15 protein-coding genes are annotated in these 14,979 nt (G+C 61.6%); 8 read left to right on the plus strand and 7 right to left on the minus strand.

The window, feature by feature from the left end; translation table 11 throughout:
- The first annotated feature begins 10 nt into the window (after nt 1-10).
- From WDO70_01890 to WDO70_01910, 5 genes are all read left to right on the plus strand, one after another.
- The gene (locus WDO70_01890; protein MEJ0061973.1) at nt 11-1,507 is read left to right on the plus strand and encodes a methyltransferase regulatory domain-containing protein; all 1,497 of its coding nucleotides are present in this window, start codon (nt 11-13) and stop codon (nt 1,505-1,507) included.
- Between the two features lie 41 nt (nt 1,508-1,548).
- Complete coding sequence (locus WDO70_01895) at nt 1,549-3,192, plus strand: tetratricopeptide repeat protein (GenBank protein ID MEJ0061974.1); 1,644 nt, start codon at nt 1,549-1,551, stop codon at nt 3,190-3,192.
- Nucleotides 3,193-3,239: 47 nt separating this feature from the next.
- On the plus strand, nt 3,240-4,250 hold the full coding sequence (gene mltG, locus WDO70_01900) for an endolytic transglycosylase MltG (GenBank protein MEJ0061975.1): 1,011 nt from the start codon (nt 3,240-3,242) through the stop codon (nt 4,248-4,250).
- A gap of 124 nt (nt 4,251-4,374) precedes the next feature.
- Complete coding sequence (locus WDO70_01905) at nt 4,375-4,641, plus strand: hypothetical protein (protein ID MEJ0061976.1); 267 nt, start codon at nt 4,375-4,377, stop codon at nt 4,639-4,641.
- On the plus strand, nt 4,616-5,095 hold the full coding sequence (locus WDO70_01910; GenBank protein ID MEJ0061977.1) for a hypothetical protein: 480 nt from the start codon (nt 4,616-4,618) through the stop codon (nt 5,093-5,095). Before WDO70_01905 ends, WDO70_01910 begins: the two co-directional genes overlap by 26 nt.
- On the opposite strand, the gene WDO70_01915 is transcribed toward WDO70_01910, so the two are convergent.
- The 6 genes from WDO70_01915 to WDO70_01940 are packed head-to-tail and all read right to left on the minus strand — an operon-like array spanning nt 5,090 to nt 10,599.
- On the minus strand, nt 5,090-5,539 hold the full coding sequence (locus tag WDO70_01915) for a DNA polymerase III subunit chi (protein ID MEJ0061978.1): 450 nt from the start codon (nt 5,537-5,539) through the stop codon (nt 5,090-5,092). The two genes, WDO70_01910 and WDO70_01915, sit on opposite strands and share 6 nt — an antisense overlap.
- A gap of 2 nt (nt 5,540-5,541) precedes the next feature.
- Nucleotides 5,542-6,561 (minus strand): DNA polymerase III subunit delta, encoded by a 1,020-nt coding sequence (holA, locus tag WDO70_01920; protein MEJ0061979.1) that lies wholly within the window; start codon nt 6,559-6,561, stop codon nt 5,542-5,544.
- The gene (locus WDO70_01925) at nt 6,558-6,932 is read right to left on the minus strand and encodes a Rid family hydrolase (protein ID MEJ0061980.1); all 375 of its coding nucleotides are present in this window, start codon (nt 6,930-6,932) and stop codon (nt 6,558-6,560) included. The genes holA and WDO70_01925 overlap by 4 nt, the downstream gene beginning before the upstream one ends.
- Nucleotides 6,916-7,476 (minus strand): LPS assembly lipoprotein LptE, encoded by a 561-nt coding sequence (gene lptE / locus WDO70_01930; protein MEJ0061981.1) that lies wholly within the window; start codon nt 7,474-7,476, stop codon nt 6,916-6,918. Before lptE ends, WDO70_01925 begins: the two co-directional genes overlap by 17 nt.
- Nucleotides 7,466-10,036: a leucine--tRNA ligase gene (gene leuS, locus WDO70_01935; protein MEJ0061982.1), complete on the minus strand. Its 2,571-nt coding sequence runs from the start codon at nt 10,034-10,036 to the stop codon at nt 7,466-7,468. The genes lptE and leuS overlap by 11 nt, the downstream gene beginning before the upstream one ends.
- Complete coding sequence (locus tag WDO70_01940) at nt 10,033-10,599, minus strand: DUF3576 domain-containing protein (protein MEJ0061983.1); 567 nt, start codon at nt 10,597-10,599, stop codon at nt 10,033-10,035. The genes leuS and WDO70_01940 overlap by 4 nt, the downstream gene beginning before the upstream one ends.
- Before the next feature lie 266 nt (nt 10,600-10,865).
- Between WDO70_01940 and WDO70_01945 the strand changes: the two genes are divergently transcribed.
- The 3 genes from WDO70_01945 (at nt 10,866) to WDO70_01955 (ending at nt 14,409) form a co-directional block, all read left to right on the plus strand.
- Nucleotides 10,866-12,149 (plus strand): porin, encoded by a 1,284-nt coding sequence (locus WDO70_01945; protein ID MEJ0061984.1) that lies wholly within the window; start codon nt 10,866-10,868, stop codon nt 12,147-12,149.
- A 301-nt stretch (nt 12,150-12,450) separates the two neighbouring features.
- Nucleotides 12,451-13,686 carry a phosphoglycerate kinase gene (locus WDO70_01950; GenBank protein MEJ0061985.1) on the plus strand — a complete coding sequence of 412 codons (1,236 nt, stop codon included), beginning with the start codon at nt 12,451-12,453 and terminating at the stop codon, nt 13,684-13,686.
- Between the two features lie 9 nt (nt 13,687-13,695).
- A complete protein-coding gene (locus WDO70_01955; protein MEJ0061986.1) occupies nt 13,696-14,409 on the plus strand; it encodes a DUF4145 domain-containing protein in 714 nt (237 codons plus the stop codon).
- Here WDO70_01955 and WDO70_01960 read toward each other — a convergent pair.
- Entirely contained in the window at nt 14,401-14,907 is a 507-nt protein-coding gene (locus WDO70_01960) for a hypothetical protein (protein ID MEJ0061987.1), read from the minus strand. The two genes, WDO70_01955 and WDO70_01960, sit on opposite strands and share 9 nt — an antisense overlap.
- Nucleotides 14,908-14,979 lie beyond the last annotated feature (72 nt).

Below are 14,979 nucleotides of genomic sequence, written 5' to 3' on the forward strand. Positions count from 1 at the left end.
GGAACACGCGATGCAACAACATATCGATCTCGGGCCGGTTGAAATCAGCTACGCCGCGGCTTTGCGGGGCGTCAGGCCAAAAGGTTCGAGCCAGTCTTTCCGTTATATACGCGCCGGCCGCATGGACGCGGATGAAATGCTATGCCTCGCGGCCAGCAATCCCGAAGGCGAATTCCTGTTCATCGACGAGAATGCGAGCCAGGCCGCCGAAGCGCAGCGCCGGGCGCGCGATCTTCATCTTGCCAATGCCGAGTTTATCGGCATGAGTCTGGCGAAGCTCGAGGACGCGCTGGCGGCCGGCACCCATTTCATCGCCGCCGCCGACTATTTCTGCGTCGACCTGAGCTATGACGTGGCCGATAACGCCTCCTACGCGCACCAGCTTGCCGGCTCGCTGGTGCGGCCCGGCGGCCTGTTCGTCATTCGCTACGCGCCCTTCGCCAGCGCCCGGGACAGCCTGCATTTCATGACGGCGGAATTCGCTCCGGAACTAAAACCGAGCCAGCATACCGAATTTCTGCATGAATTGAAGCAGCTCGGCCATGCCTATTTCGCGCAGCATCCCGAGGACTCGGCCGCGCTCGACAACGCGCTGGGCGCCCAGAATCCCGAAAAATTCCTGAACGAATTCGCCGTGGCCACCAAGCCGCAATCGAGGACCATCGCCACGCTCGCTTCCATGGTGCCGCAGAAGTTCGCCTTTGTCGGCGACGCCCGTTTCTCCGCCAACTATCTCGAAATGATGGTGCCGAAGCCGTCGCAGGAAATACTTTATTCGCTTCGCGGGCATCTGCTGTACGAGGTCATCAAGGACTTCTCGGCGGCCCATGCTTTCCGCACCGACATCTGGATCAGGCAGCCGGGCGATTTCACCGGCGACCTCGCGCAGCTTTACGGCAATTTTTTCTACGGCCTTACCGACATGACGGGACCAGTGCCGGAAACCATCATGGCCGGAGGGCAGAGTCTCGATCTCTCCGCGCCGATCCTCGCGGCGCTGCTCAAATTCATGCATGTGATGCCGCTGACGGTCGGCGATTTCCTCGATCATCCCGACGGCCGCGAGTTTAAGCCTCTCGATGTCGTCATGGCGGTGCAGATGCTGGTCGCCTGCGGCATCGCCGCGCCGATGCGCGGCAGCTTCGCAGGGCTCGGCCAGATCGATTACCGCTATCCCCGCCTTGCCGGGCTGTTCAATCAGCAGCTTCGCGCCGAACCGCTCCATGGCATGAGCGCCACGCTGGCCTCGACGGTCGCGGGGCGTCCGGTCAAGCTGGAACTGCCCGAAGCGCTGGTGCTTCAGGCCGTCGGCCGGGTCGGATTCGAGGAATCCGCCGGGGCGCTGATGACGGAATTGCAGCGCGTCGCGGGCAACCCGGCGCAAGCCCGGCTGGTCTTTCCCTTCGCCCTGACGCCCGAGCATCATTTCGCCGAAAGCATGATCCGGCGGGTTTGCGAGCGCAATATCGTGAACTGGTATGCGCTGGGCGTGCTGGACGCGGCATAGGCGCCGGATGACGTCCGATCCCGGTCATTTGGTGCCCGGCCATGCCGACCGGTAAGCCCGCCGCCCAGATCGAAGAAGCCATGGAACTGCACCGGCGCGGCGATGTCGGCGCGGCGGCGGCGCTTTACCGGAAAATCATCGATGCCGACCCGGCCAATGCGGACGCATGGCAGCTTCTGGGGGTCGTGGCGCGGCAGATGGGCAAGACCGATCTTGCGCTGCGGCTGATCGCCGAGGCCCTCAAGCTCAATCCGCGCCACGCGCCCGCGCTCGCCAATCACGCGCTGCTGCTGCGCGAAGGCGGCGATCTCGATGCCGCCAGGAAACAGGCGGAAGCGGCGGTCGAGGCCGATCGGCATTATCCCGAGGCGCATACGGCGCTGGCGGGGGCGCTGCAGGCGCAGCGGGATTTCGCGGGCGCGCTGCGGCATTATGAAATCGCGGCGCTGCGGAAAACCGGCGATCCCGACCTTTATAACAACATCGCCATCGCCCGGCAGCGGCTCGGGCTTCTGGCCGAGGCTTACGATGCGGTGGCGCAAGCCTTGAAATTGAAGCCCGGCCTCGCCCGCCTGCACCATACGCGGGGCAATATCCTGCGCGCGGCGGGCTATCCCGATCTCGCCTGCGACGCGTTCGCCGAAGCCCTGCGCCTCGATCCGGGGCTGAAGGAAACGGAAGTCAACGCCGCGATGACGCATCTTTTGATCGGGGATTTTCCGCGCGGCTGGGAATTGTTCGACCGGCGCGGCAAGGCGGACGCGCGGCATGAGAGCTTGACGCGCTGGCGGGGCGAGAAAAACGCGTCGATCCATTTGCTGATCCATGCCGAACAGGGACTCGGCGATACGATTCAATTCTCGCGCCTGGTCTTCTGGGCGCGCGGGCATATTGGCCGCATCATCCTCGAAGTGCAAAAGCCGCTGCGCTCGCTGATCGCGGCGTCGTTCCCGGACATGGATGTCATTGCGTCCGAGGACGATATCCCGGCGGGCGCGACGCATCATTGCCGTTTGCTGGATATCGCCGGGATGATGGCGCTCGACGGCGGCAATATTCCGGGCGCGGTTCCCTACATCAAGGCGCCGCCGCTGGCCGAGCCGCCGCGACTGTTGCTGGCGGGACGGAAAAAGCCCGTCATCGGCCTGGTCTGGGCGGGCAATCCCGGCCATCTGAACGACGCCAACCGTTCGCTGAAACTGCAGCAGCTCGCGCCCGCGCTGTCGCCTTTCGCCGCGCATATGGTTTCGCTGCAAAAAGGCCCGCAGGCCGAGGAGCTGGCATCGTCGGGCCTCGATATCGCCGACGGCGGCGCGCTGCTCGATGATTTCTCGGCGACGGCGGCGATGCTGGACGGCATCGACCTGCTGATCAGCGTCGATACGTCGGTCGCGCATCTCGCGGGCGCGCTTGGCCGTCCGGTCTGGGTAATGCTGCCTTACGATCCCGATTGGCGCTGGCTGCTGGAGCGGCAGGATGCGCCCTGGTATCCTTCGGCGCGGCTCTATCGCCAGGCGGCGCCGGGCGATTGGGCGGAGCCGCTCGGAAATATGGCGGGTGATCTTGCTGCCTTCATCGGAGGCGACCCTTCCGTTCTGCAACCAACGGTTTGGGATCACCTTCCGGCGCGCCGCCCGCGTACGCCGCTCAAACTGCCCGGATTGGACGCGGGCGAATCTTCATGATAATTTTTCAGCATGATGTTCCATCCTGGCGTTGGGGCTGGTGATTCTTGACCGAGCCGCCTGAAAAAACACCGCTGCCTGAAAGCACGGAAGAGCGCCGCTTCGCATGGGGCGCCCTGTTCGGCGTTATGGCGCTGGGAGGATTTCTTTGCGCGCTGGCGCTGGCGGCGTCGCTGCTCGTCCCCGGCCCCGCCATCGCGCCGCAGACCGTCATGATTCCGAAAAACAGCGGCGCGCGGGAAATCGGCCGCATCCTGGAAAACAGCGGCATTGTTTATCACCATCTGCATTTCGCGCTGGCGGCGCGTGCGATCGCGCGCGGCACGCTGCGGGCCGGCGAGTACGAGTTTCCGGCCGCCGCGCCCATTCTCGATATCATCGCCAAGATGCAGGCGGGCGAGACGGTGGTGCATCGCCTGACGATTCCGGAGGGGCTGACGGCGGCGGAGATCGTCGCGCTGGTCAAGACCGACGAGGCGCTGGCGGGCGAGGTGAGCGCGATTCCCGAGGAAGGCACGCTGCTGCCCAGCACCTATCATTTCAGCCGGGGCGACTTGCGCCAGGATTTGCTTGCGCGGATGGAAAAGCTCGAAGCGTCTTTGCTGCGCGAATTATGGGAGAAGCGCGATCCCGGCCTGCCCTTCGCCACGCCGGAGGAAGCGCGCGTTCTGGCTTCGATCGTGGAAAAGGAAACCGGCCATGAGGGCGAAAGGCCGCGCGTCGCCGGGCTGTTCATCAACCGGCTGCGCCAGGGCATGAAATTGCAGGCCGATCCCACGGTCATCTACGCGCTGACCCAGGGGCGCGGGCCGCTCGACCGCCCGCTGTCCCATGCCGATCTCGCGTTCGACTCGCCTTACAACACCTATGTCGCCGCGGGCCTGCCGCCGAAGCCGATCGCCAATCCCGGACGCGCCGCGCTCGAAGCGGTGATGCATCCCGAAAAGCACGGTTTTCTTTATTTCGTCGCCGACGGCAGCGGCGGGCATGTTTTTTCCCGGACGCTCGAAGAACATAATATCAATGTCGCCAACTGGCGGCGGCTGGAGAAAAGATAGAATCTAAACCGTTGTGCTAAACTGTTGTGATTGTGTGTAATTATCCTGGGATGGAATCTTTACATACAATCAACATGTTAGTATACTCCTCTTATCAGAGTAAAAAACGAAAGCCTCTGCAAACATGGCGACACCATCTTCCGATCGCTCTCTTGATAGAGAGATTGATGCTTACAATGCCATGAAGGAAGATTTGCAAAAATCCTCCTTGAGGAAATGGGTGGTTTTTCATAACCGTCAGCTTCAAGGCACTTATGGGGATTTCGATTCCGCCGCCTATGCGGCGGTAGAAAAATTCGGGCGTGGCCCCTATCTTATCCGGCAAGTCGGGGAAGAAGACATGGTTCTTCCGGCATCTGTCGTTTATGCTGTTTCCCACGATGCAGGTTGAATGCGGATTTCACGCGGAAAAGGATGGCCGCGAACTTCTGGTCGAGATTGGGCCGGAAATACAGGTGGTCATAAGCTTTGATCCAGCGCATTTCTCCAAGACCTTCATTCACAATCCGTCGCATCCTTTGCCGTCAATGAATGTGCAGGCTTTGGTCGATACCGGGGCAAAAAATAACCATATTGATGCCAATGTCGCCAAAGCCCTTAATCTGCCGGTTGTCAATCGCAGGACGATTGCGGGCAGCAGCGGAAAACATGTCGTCGATGTTTATCTGGCGCATATCCATATCCCCGCGCTTGAGGAAACCATTCCGGGAGAATTTTCAGGCGTAAAACTGGTCGAGGCGGGTTCCAGACATGGCGCTATCCTGGGCCGAACATTTCTCAAGAATATCACCTTGGTCTATAAAGGATTGACCGGCCAAGTATCCTTGAGAAATCATCGTTCATGAGGCTTTCTTCTCCCAGCCGCGCTCGCCCTGCTGCCAATAGCTGAGGTCGTGGCCGCCTTCCTGCGCGGCTTTCCAGCGCGTGCGCGCGCCCGCGACGGCGGCATCGTCATTGCCGTCGAACAGGTCGCAGACCCGGGCATAGTCCGCCAGTTTTTCCGATTGCGCGCCATCGACCAGGAATAAAACCTGCGCGCCGTTCGGGCGCTCGTCGCGATGCGTAAGCCAGACCGGCTGGTCTTCGGCGTCTCCGTCCTTGTCGCTGCCGTGCGGCAGAAAGCTGTCCTGGCGGTACGTCCACAAAAATTGCGCCAGCGCCTCGACGCGCTCCGCCGATCCGGCCATCACCACCGCGCGCCAGCCGCGTTCGAGCGTCTTTTCCAGCAGTTCCGGCAGCGCCTGTTCGAGCGACGATTGCGTCAGGTGATAGAAGCTGATTTCCGCCATCGTCAGGCCGCCCGCGCCAGCGTCACGAATAATTGCTGGCATAGCGCGGCGTCAGGCATGCCGGTGCGCTTGCATTTGGCTTCGGCGTCGGTCAGCGCGGCGAGCGCGCGCATGATTTTGGCGCTGCTCCATTTTTGCGCCTGGCGCGAGAATTGGGCTTCGTATTTCCAGAAGACGCGCGGCTGCAATTTATTCATCGCGTCCTTGGCGCTGTCGCCGTTTTCGATCCGGATCCGGACTTCGAGCACGCGCGTGAAATGGCGCTGCGCGGCGCGGAGCAGCGCGACCGGCGAGGCGGCTTCGGCCATCAGGCGGCGCAGGCTGCGGTCAAGCGCCGCGAAATCGCCGTCGCCGACCGCCAGAACCAGGCTGTCGGTATCGGCCGCCGCCGCGTCGCCGAGCGCGGCTTCGACATCGCTAAGGGAAATCGCCGCGGCCTCGCCCGCATACAGGGAAAGCTTCTCAAGCTCGCTCACGAGGCCAAGCCGGTCCGGCGGCGTAAGCTCGGCGAGGCGCGGCAGCGCGTCGGGCGCGATTTTAATTCCCCGCTCGCGCAGCATGCCCGCGATCGTCCGCATCCGCGCGTCGCCTTCTTCGGGATAGCAGGCAAGACCGGCGATCTGCGATGCGGCGCTTTCGGCCAGGGCGCGCAGCTTCGATCTCTTGTCGAGATCGCCCGCCTCGATCACCAGCAGGGAATCCGTCTGCGGCAGATCCTGCAGCAATTTCGCCAGCGGCGCGGCCAGCTTGTCGTCCGCCTCGGCCACGCGCACCAGGCGCCGCCCGCCGCCCAGCGCCATCGCCGCCATTTCGTCGTGCAGCAAGGTGGGGTCGGCGCTTATGTCGTCGGTCTGCAGCAGCGCGACGCGGAACGGATCGTTGAGATCGGCGGCGGCGCTGCGGGCGATGCTGTCGGCGTAAAGGCGCACCGCGCCCGCGTCGGGGCCGAAAATCACCGCGATACGCAAGTCGGACGGCGGTGTCTTGACGAAGGATTCGATGCGGGCGGACGGCACTTTCATGCGATGACTGCTATGGCATCGGCGGCCACGCGCCAGCCGCCCTTGAGCGCCGCGAGTGGCAGCACGCCGCGAGCCGGCTTATGATCGCCCATGAAATCGGCGAAAGCGCCGTTCACTTCCGCCCAATCTTCGATATTCACGACATAGAAAGTGACGCGCACGAAGCTTGCGGCGCTGCCGCCCGCTTCGGCGACGACGGCCAGCAGGGATTCCATCACGCTCTGCGTCTGCCGCGTGGGCGATTGCCAGAATCCCGGCGTGCCGTCATCGGCGGGAAGCTGAGTCGAAAGATAAAGCGTCGATCCCGCCAGGATGCCCTGGCTGTAATGGCCGTTGGGCTTGGGAGCTTTTTCGCTATGGATGGGTTTCATCGCGGTCTTCGAAATAAAGCGCCAGGCGGTTGACGATCTGGTCGCTGGCCTCGCGCAGCGCGCGCGCGCGCGCGTCTTCGGACGAGACGAGGTTGGCGTATTGCGCGTCGAGCTTGCTGTAGCTCACCGTGGATTTAGCCTCCCCTTTCACCAATCGCTTGCCGCTGTCGATATCGGTCATCGCATAGCGCGCGACGAGGTTGAGCTGCGCCCGCGACGCGGTGGCGTCCTTGCGGATGCCGAGATCGACGGCGGTTTCGGTGAGCGAGATAGCCAGCTCATAGCGCGGCGATACTGGGCGGCCTTCCAGATACATTTTGTCGATCAGGAAATTGCGCATCATTTGTCCCGAACGGTCGGGAATATTGCCGATTTGCACCTGGCCGAGTTCGGTCGCGGCTTTGCCGGTGCCGCCGATATTGCCGTAAAGCGGGTGGAAGCCGCAGCCCGCCAACAGAAAACAGATGGCAATAAGGAGGGGCCGGGCGGCAACCGGCGTTCCCCATCGTCCGATATCGAACATGCGATGGCGATCATCCGACATCGGCCACCACATTCACGATCTTGCCCGGCACGACGATGACCTTGCGCGGCGCGGCTCCGGCGAGCGCGCGCTGGACGCCGGCTTCGGCGAGCGCGAGGCGTTCGGTTTCCTTGGCGGCGCTGTTGCGCGGCACGGTGATGGTCGCGCGCAGCTTGCCGTTGACCTGCACCGCGATGGTCACGGTCTCGTCGGTCAGCAGCGCGGGGTCCGGTTTCGGCCATGGCGTGTCGCACAGCGGAACGTCATGGCCCAGCGCTTCCCACATTTCCTCGGCGATATGCGGCAGCATCGGCGACAAAAGTTGCGCCAGGACTTCCAGCCCTTCGCGCAATACCCAGGCTTCGCCGCCCGCCGGGCCGTCAAGCTCGCCGAGCGCGTTGGAAAGCTCGCGCGCCCGCGCCACCGCCTTATTGAAATGGAAGCGTTCGAAATCCTGCGAGATGTCGGCGATGGTGCGGTGGATGACGCGCCGCGCCGCCTGCGCCTTCGCGCTTAAATTTTCCGGCATCGGCGCGTCTTTGGACGGCAGCGGCAGGGACGGCTCGCTGACCATGCGCCACAGGCGGTTGATATAGCGCCATGCGCCGTCGACGCCGCTTTCGGTCCATTCCAGATCGCGCTCGGGCGGACTATCTGAAAGCATGAACAGCCGCGCGGTATCGGCGCCGTAGCTTTCGATGATGCGCGCGGGCGGCACGACATTCTTTTTCGATTTGCTCATGACCTCGACGCGGCCGAGGGTCACCGGCTGGCCGGTTTCGGCATGCGTGGCGCGACCATCGGGGTGCTTCACCACTTCTTCCGGGTAGAGCCATCTGCCGTGATCGTCTTTGTAGGATTCGTGGCAGATCATGCCCTGCGTGAACAGGCCCGCGAACGGCTCGGCAAGTTTCAGGTGGCCGGTCTTTTCCATCGCGCGGGTGAAGAAGCGCGCGTAAAGCAGATGCAAGATCGCGTGCTCGACGCCGCCGACATACTGATCGACCGGCAGCCAGTAATCGACGGCGGCGGGATCGACGGGCCGCGCGTCGTCATGCGGCGAGCAGAAGCGGGCGAAATACCAGCTGCTGTCGACGAACGTGTCGCAGGTGTCGGTCTCGCGCCGCGCATCCTTGCCGCATTGCGGGCATTTGACCTTGCTCCAGGACGGGTGATGGTCGAGCGGATTGCCCGGCTTGTCGAACGTCACGTCTTCGGGAAGCTTCACCGGCAGGTCGGCTTCCGGCACCGGCACCGCGCCGCAGCCGCCGCAATGGATGACGGGAATCGGGCAGCCCCAATAGCGCTGGCGGCTGACGCCCCAGTCGCGCAGCCGGAACTGAATCGTGCCGTGGCCCGCGCCGAGCTCTTCCAGTTTTTTGATCGCGGCGGCTTTGCCCTGCTCGACATCGAGGCCGTCGAGGAATCCGGAATGGCGCAGGCGGCCCGGGCCGGTATAGGCCTCGGTGCTGATGATGATCCGGTCGCCGTCTTCGGGAATCACCACGGGCCGTATCGGCAGGCCGTATCGGTTGGCGAAATCGAGATCGCGCTGGTCGTGGGCGGGACAGCCGAAAATCGCGCCGGTGCCGTATTCCATCAGCACGAAATTGGCGACATAGACCGGCAGCCGCGAATCTTTAAGGAAAGGATGCTGCACCCGGAGGCCGGTATCATAGCCCAGCTTTTCCTGGGCCTCGAGCGCCGCCTCGCTGGTGCCGGTGCGGTTGCATTCGGCGATGAATCCGGCAAGCTCGGAACTGTCGGCGGCCAAGGACGCCGCCAGCGGATGATGCGGCGAAAGCGCGATGAAGGACGCGCCGAACAGCGTGTCGGGCCGGGTGGTGAAAACCTCGATGCCGCCGTCGCGCTCGACCAGCTTGAAAGACAGCTTCGCGCCCGCCGACTTGCCGATCCAGTTCTCCTGCATCAGCCGGACTTTTTCCGGCCAGCGGTCGAGGCTCTTCAGCGCCGCGAGCAGATCTTCGGCGTAATCGGTGATTTTCAGGAACCATTGCGACAATTTGCGTTTTTCGACCAGCGCGCCGCTGCGCCAGCCGCGTCCGTCGATGACCTGCTCGTTGGCCAGAACCGTATGGTCGACCGGGTCCCAATTGACCCAGGATTCCTTGCGGTACACCAGTCCGGCGCGCCAGAAATCGAGGAACAGTTTTTGCTGCTGCTTGTAATAGGCGGCGTCGCAGGTGGCGAATTCCCGGCTCCAGTCGATGGCAAGCCCGATGCGCTGCAATTCGCCGCGCATGACGGCGATATTGTCGTAAGTCCATTTCGCGGGATGCACCTTATTGTCGCGGGCGGCGTTCTCGGCGGGCAGGCCGAAGGCGTCCCATCCCATCGGGCAAAGGACGTTGAAGCCCAGCGCTCTTTTGTAGCGGGCCACGACATCGGAAAGCGTGTAATTGCGCACATGCCCCATATGAATCCGCCCCGAAGGGTACGGAAACATCGACAGCACATAGTATTTCGGTTTCGCCGGGTCTTCGGCAGCCTTAAAGCTATCCCGGCCTTGCCAGAATGTCTGCCATTTGGCTTCGGCGGCCTGGACGTTGTAGCGGGTCATTTATTGTCCGGCTTCTGCTTCTGCGCCACCTTCATCTGCCGCGCGCGCGTCAGGACGGCTTCCTCGAGCGCCGTGGCGACGCTAGGCTCGACGGCGGCATCGGCCCAGCCTTGCGGCTCGGCGCGGATTTGCTTGAAAGCCTTCACCCGGACGCCGTCCGCGCGAAGCTCGCGGTCGAGGATGAATACGTTCAGCTTCATTCTTTCATTGGGATTGCCGGGCGACGCGTACCAGTCGGTCAGGATCGTTCCGCCGAAAGGATCGGCGGCGAGCAACGGCATGAAGCTGACCGTATCGAGCGCGGCGCGCCACAGATAGGCATTGACGGTGATGCCGCTCGCGCCGCCGTCCTTGGCTTTATCGGGACCGAAAAGCAGCATGCCGCCTTCGTCGGACAGCAGGCTGCCCTGCTTATATTCCTCGTCCTTCTTCTTGTCGGGGAATTTAGCTTCGGTATTCACGCCGGAACCGCAGGCGGAAAGCAGACATGCGGCGACCGCGAGCGCGATCAGCCGACGGTGAATCTTCGGGAAGCCGTGGTTAATAATTGCATATTTTTGCATCACGAGTCCATGAATGCCGGAACAGAGATCGCCGATTCGCTCGGCCAGGCCATTGTTAAACAATAAAATTATAGCCGACGCAAGCCGCCTCTACAGAATGACCGGTTGTTGCGGGAAAGCAACATTTGAGCGCTGAAAACCGGACAGGCTGTTTTAGTGCTTGTCTGTGCAAGGGCGCTCGGTCAAATTCCCCCCTGTCTGGGCAGTTCACCACGCCCATTGTTTCTTGGTCTTTAACTTCAAACCCACTTCAAGGGGGCACTCACATGCGTAAGATTCTCCTGGCGACAACGGCCCTGGTCGGCATCGCCGCGTTCGCGCCTGCCGCGCAGGCTCAAAATGACGCGCCGCTCAATGTCACGCTCGGCGGGTATGTCGATTTCCGCGCCGGCTTCTTCCGCGAGAGCGCCAACAACAGCACCGCTTTCGCGGCCCCGGCGGCGGCTCCCGCCGTTGCCGTCCCGACGCGCCGCAGCGCCGACTTCGAAACCGAATGGCGCCTTAACGTCGACGTGACCGGCAAAGGTCCGCGCGGCGTCGAATACGGCGGCCGGGTCAGCTTCTGGAACGGTTCCACCTATAACGACGGTTTCCAGGGCAATGGCACGAACGTCAACACCCGCGAAGCCTATGTCTTCCTGTCGGGCGCATACGGCAAGCTGGTCGGCGGCGACCATCGCGGCGCCCGCGACCTGTTCGTCTATGCCCCGACCGTCGGTCTCGGCCAGGTCGATGGCAGCTACACGGATTTCACCGATCCGCTGACGCTCACGGCCTTCCAGCCGACTTTCTTCGACGACACCGAAACCAGCACCAAGATCACCTATTTGACCCCGCAAGTCGGCAACGACAAGCATAAGGTGCAGGCTGCCGTCTCCTTCGCTCCCCAGCTTTGGGATCAAGGCCAGAATATCGTCAAATATTCGAATGCCGGTCAGTTCAACAACATCAACAACACCGTCTCGCAGGTCTCGCCGCCGTACAACACGACCGGCCCGATCTACAAGAACTTCGTCCAGGCTGCGGCGCAGTATCAGGGCGATTTCAGTCCGGTGACCTGGGTGTTCAGCCCGTTCTTCGCCACCGGTTCGGGTGACAGCGCCATGTCTCCCTTCAAGAGCTTCGCCATCTGGGGCGCCGGCACGCAAATCGGCTATGCCGGTTTCACCCTCGGCGGTTCTTACGTGGATGGCAGCAGCTTCCTGCGCACCGACCTTCAGAACCGCGACCAGAAAGTCTGGACCGCCGGCCTGAAGTATGAGTGGGAGAAGTATGCGGTTGCGATCAGCTACCTCGACGGCGAAGGCTATAACAATGGCTTCGCTGCTCAGGGAACCGCGGCCACCTCGCTGAACAACGTCAACAGCGTGAACTATGTGACCAACTTCAACCTCTACAGCGTTGGCGGCGCCTATACCTGGTTCCCAGGCATGGCCACCCAAGCCGATCTGGCCTTCTTCCAGCAGAATCGCGGCGATGCAATCGGCGCGGCTGCTGCGGACCAGAATACCGGCGGCGTGTTCATCGTGTCGCAGAAGCTGACGTTCTAAGGCGCTTTGTTAACGAGCCGCGCCTCTCGGGGCGCGGCGAGTTTACAAAAGCCCATGAACGCCCTTGGCGTTCAAACCGGCATAGCTCCCGCGAGAGCGGAAGCGACGCCGGATCGGTCAAGAATATAGACCGGAACAAAGAAATTGCAGGGCGGCTGGGCAACCAGCCGCCCTTATCTTTTGGGCCGCCTTTTCCGCCCATTTTTGCCACCCTCTTTTGTTGCCCTCTTTTGCCGATTGTCTTTGCCGGAGAATTGGTCTTTATTCGCCTCCTCGGCCTTATATGCGGATTGGGGAGATTATGATGGTGCAGCGCGATTATTTGACGCTTGAGGAAATCGTCGTGACCGGCAGACGGGTGCTGCTGCGCGCCGACCTGAATGTCCCGGTCAAAAACGGCAAGATCACCGACCGCACGCGTCTCGAGCGCCTCGTGCCGACGATCAAATATCTGCGCGACCATGGCGCGCGGGTGGCGATTCTTTCCCATTTCGGCCGTCCCGACGGCAAGCCGGTGCCGGAATATAGTCTGCGCCCGATCGCGGCGGAGCTGGCGCAAATTCTCGGCGCGGACGTGGCGTTCGCGTCCGATTGCATCGGCCCGGAGGCGAAAGCCGTCATCGATCGCCTGCCTCAGGGCGGTCTCATCGTTCTGGAAAATACCCGCTTCCACGCCCAAGAAGAACAAAACGACCATGCTTTTGCCGCGTCGCTGGCCGCGCTCGGCGATATCGCCGTCATGGACGCCTTCTCGGCGGCACACCGCGCCCACGCCTCGACGGCGGGGCTGCTCGACCTTTTGCCCGCCGCGGCGGGACGGCTGATGCAGGCCGAGCTTGAGGCGCTCTCGAAAGCGCTCGAGACGCCGCAGCGCCCCGTGGCCGCCATCGTCGGCGGCGCGAAAGTGTCGACCAAGCTCGGCGTCCTGACGCATCTGATCGACAAGGTCGACATGCTGGCGCTCGGCGGCGGCATGGCGAATACATTTCTCGCCGCGCAAGGCAAGCCGATCGGCAAGTCGCTCTATGAGGCCGACATGCTGGATACCGCGCGCGACGTCATGCAGCGCGCCGCGAAGAACGGCTGCCGCCTGATCCTGCCGCAGGATGTCGTGGTCGCGGCGGAATTCAAGGCCGGCGCGGCGTCCGAGACCGTGCTCGCCGACAAGACGCCCGCCGACAAGATGATCCTCGATGTCGGGCCCGCGACCTGCGCCGAGATCGCCGCCGCGCTCGCCGGATGCAAGACCATCGTCTGGAACGGGCCGATGGGCGTGTTCGAAATGCCGCCTTTCGACGAAGGCACGCGCGCGATCGCGCTGACCGTCGCCGGCCTGACGCAGCAACATCATATCGTCTCGGTCGCAGGCGGCGGCGAAACCGTCGCCGCGCTCGCGGTCACCGAGCAGACCGAAAACCTGACTTATGTTTCGACGGCGGGCGGCGCGTTCCTGGAATGGCTGGAGGGCAAGGAATTGCCCGGCGTCGCCGCGCTGCGCCACGCCAAGCTGCGCATGAATGGGAAGTTGAGCGCTTAAGGAAAAAACATGGCTATAATGAAAATTCCGCAACCTGCCGCTCCTTTACAGAATCCAAATCTGTTTCAAATCGATGGGGTTGCAGGACAGGAGGTATCTTCTTCGGCTATCTCAATCCGATGCCCTCATTGTCGTGAGTTAGGATCATTTGCAAAAATGACCCAAGCGGGATTTTCTTATTTGAAGAAGACCACTCAAGCTGTTTCTGTCCCATTTGCAGCTACGATAAGAATTTGCCCCAATCAAATATGTAGAGGGTTAGTTCTTGTTATTGAGCAGAGTGGACGGGCTTTAAAAATAGAACCGCCTCAATTGCTAGACTTCAATGCTAATAATTTGCCTTCAGTATGCCAAGAAACCTTAAAGGAGGCTGTGGCTTGTCATGCGGCTGGTGCATATAGAGCGGCGGCTATGATGGTGCGCCGCCTTCTCGAAGAAATATGTGAATTGAATAAAGCCGAAGGTGCTAATCTACACAATCGGCTCGATGCTCTCAGAAGCATCATTGTTTTGCCTCAGGCTCTCTTTGATGCAATGGGTGAATTAAAGGCTCTAGGAAATGATGCGGCTCATATTGAAGCCAAAGCTTACGACAATATTGGAAGAGAAGAAGCGGAAGATTCTATAGAGCTTGCAAAAGAAATTTTAAAGTCACTTTATCAGCTTCAAGGTCTTGTTGAGCGTCTTCAAGCTAGAAAGAAGGGCGGCTCTACCTCAACTTAAATATCGACCTCGCTGTGCTTTCTGATCCAAAAACCCTTCCAGCGCCGCGATGTCCTCGATATCCACCGGCCTTTTGAGCAGGGTTTTATAGGCGATCAGCTGCTCCGGCGTCATGACCGGGATGGTCAGGCCGAAGATTTCGCGCGGCGCGGCGGCGGCAAGATCCATCGGCACGGAAACCCATATGTTATTCTGGGCGTCGAAAATCTTCGTGTCGTCGCCGCCGCAGATATCGATATCCTGGCCGTGATGGTTCAGCACGATGATCGGCAAATCCCAATTTTCGTCGACAAGCCTGGCCGGACCGAAGGTGATGTAGGGCTTGATATCATCGACAAGCCGGGGGAAATCCGCCGCGCGGATGTCGACATCAATGTCCTGCAGCGGCCTTTGCGCGCCATAGCTTCGCACCGCCAGGCCCCCTCCCACGACAAAAGGGACGCTGTGTTTTTGGAGAATGCCGACCAGCCAGTGGAAGCTTTTGCATGAATTGCGCATGAAGCCATGATGGTCTTTTGGGGCGTGCCCGGTCAAATCCCTTGACTTTTTTCGCCAATAGACTAGTCTATT

This window comes from Alphaproteobacteria bacterium (assembly GCA_037200005.1).
Lineage (GTDB): Bacteria > Pseudomonadota > Alphaproteobacteria > UBA9219 > RFNS01 > JBBCGY01.

What these genes read in the sequence shown, in the direction of transcription:
- WDO70_01905 (MEJ0061976.1), top strand. Translation starts at nt 4,375, where the DNA reads ATGGCGACACCATCTTCCGATCGCTCTCTTGATAGAGAGATTGATGCT.
- WDO70_01960 (MEJ0061987.1), bottom strand. Translation starts at nt 14,907, where the DNA reads ATGCGCAATTCATGCAAAAGCTTCCACTGGCTGGTCGGCATTCTCCAA.
- WDO70_01910 (MEJ0061977.1), top strand. Translation starts at nt 4,616, where the DNA reads ATGCTGTTTCCCACGATGCAGGTTGAATGCGGATTTCACGCGGAAAAG.
- WDO70_01925 (MEJ0061980.1), bottom strand. Translation starts at nt 6,932, where the DNA reads ATGAAACCCATCCATAGCGAAAAAGCTCCCAAGCCCAACGGCCATTAC.
- WDO70_01940 (MEJ0061983.1), bottom strand. Translation starts at nt 10,599, where the DNA reads ATGCAAAAATATGCAATTATTAACCACGGCTTCCCGAAGATTCACCGT.
- leuS (MEJ0061982.1), bottom strand. Translation starts at nt 10,036, where the DNA reads ATGACCCGCTACAACGTCCAGGCCGCCGAAGCCAAATGGCAGACATTC.
- WDO70_01915 (MEJ0061978.1), bottom strand. Translation starts at nt 5,539, where the DNA reads ATGGCGGAAATCAGCTTCTATCACCTGACGCAATCGTCGCTCGAACAG.
- lptE (MEJ0061981.1), bottom strand. Translation starts at nt 7,476, where the DNA reads ATGTCGGATGATCGCCATCGCATGTTCGATATCGGACGATGGGGAACG.
- holA (MEJ0061979.1), bottom strand. Translation starts at nt 6,561, where the DNA reads ATGAAAGTGCCGTCCGCCCGCATCGAATCCTTCGTCAAGACACCGCCG.
- WDO70_01895 (MEJ0061974.1), top strand. Translation starts at nt 1,549, where the DNA reads ATGCCGACCGGTAAGCCCGCCGCCCAGATCGAAGAAGCCATGGAACTG.
- WDO70_01945 (MEJ0061984.1), top strand. Translation starts at nt 10,866, where the DNA reads ATGCGTAAGATTCTCCTGGCGACAACGGCCCTGGTCGGCATCGCCGCG.
- WDO70_01955 (MEJ0061986.1), top strand. Translation starts at nt 13,696, where the DNA reads ATGGCTATAATGAAAATTCCGCAACCTGCCGCTCCTTTACAGAATCCA.
- WDO70_01950 (MEJ0061985.1), top strand. Translation starts at nt 12,451, where the DNA reads ATGATGGTGCAGCGCGATTATTTGACGCTTGAGGAAATCGTCGTGACC.
- WDO70_01890 (MEJ0061973.1), top strand. Translation starts at nt 11, where the DNA reads ATGCAACAACATATCGATCTCGGGCCGGTTGAAATCAGCTACGCCGCG.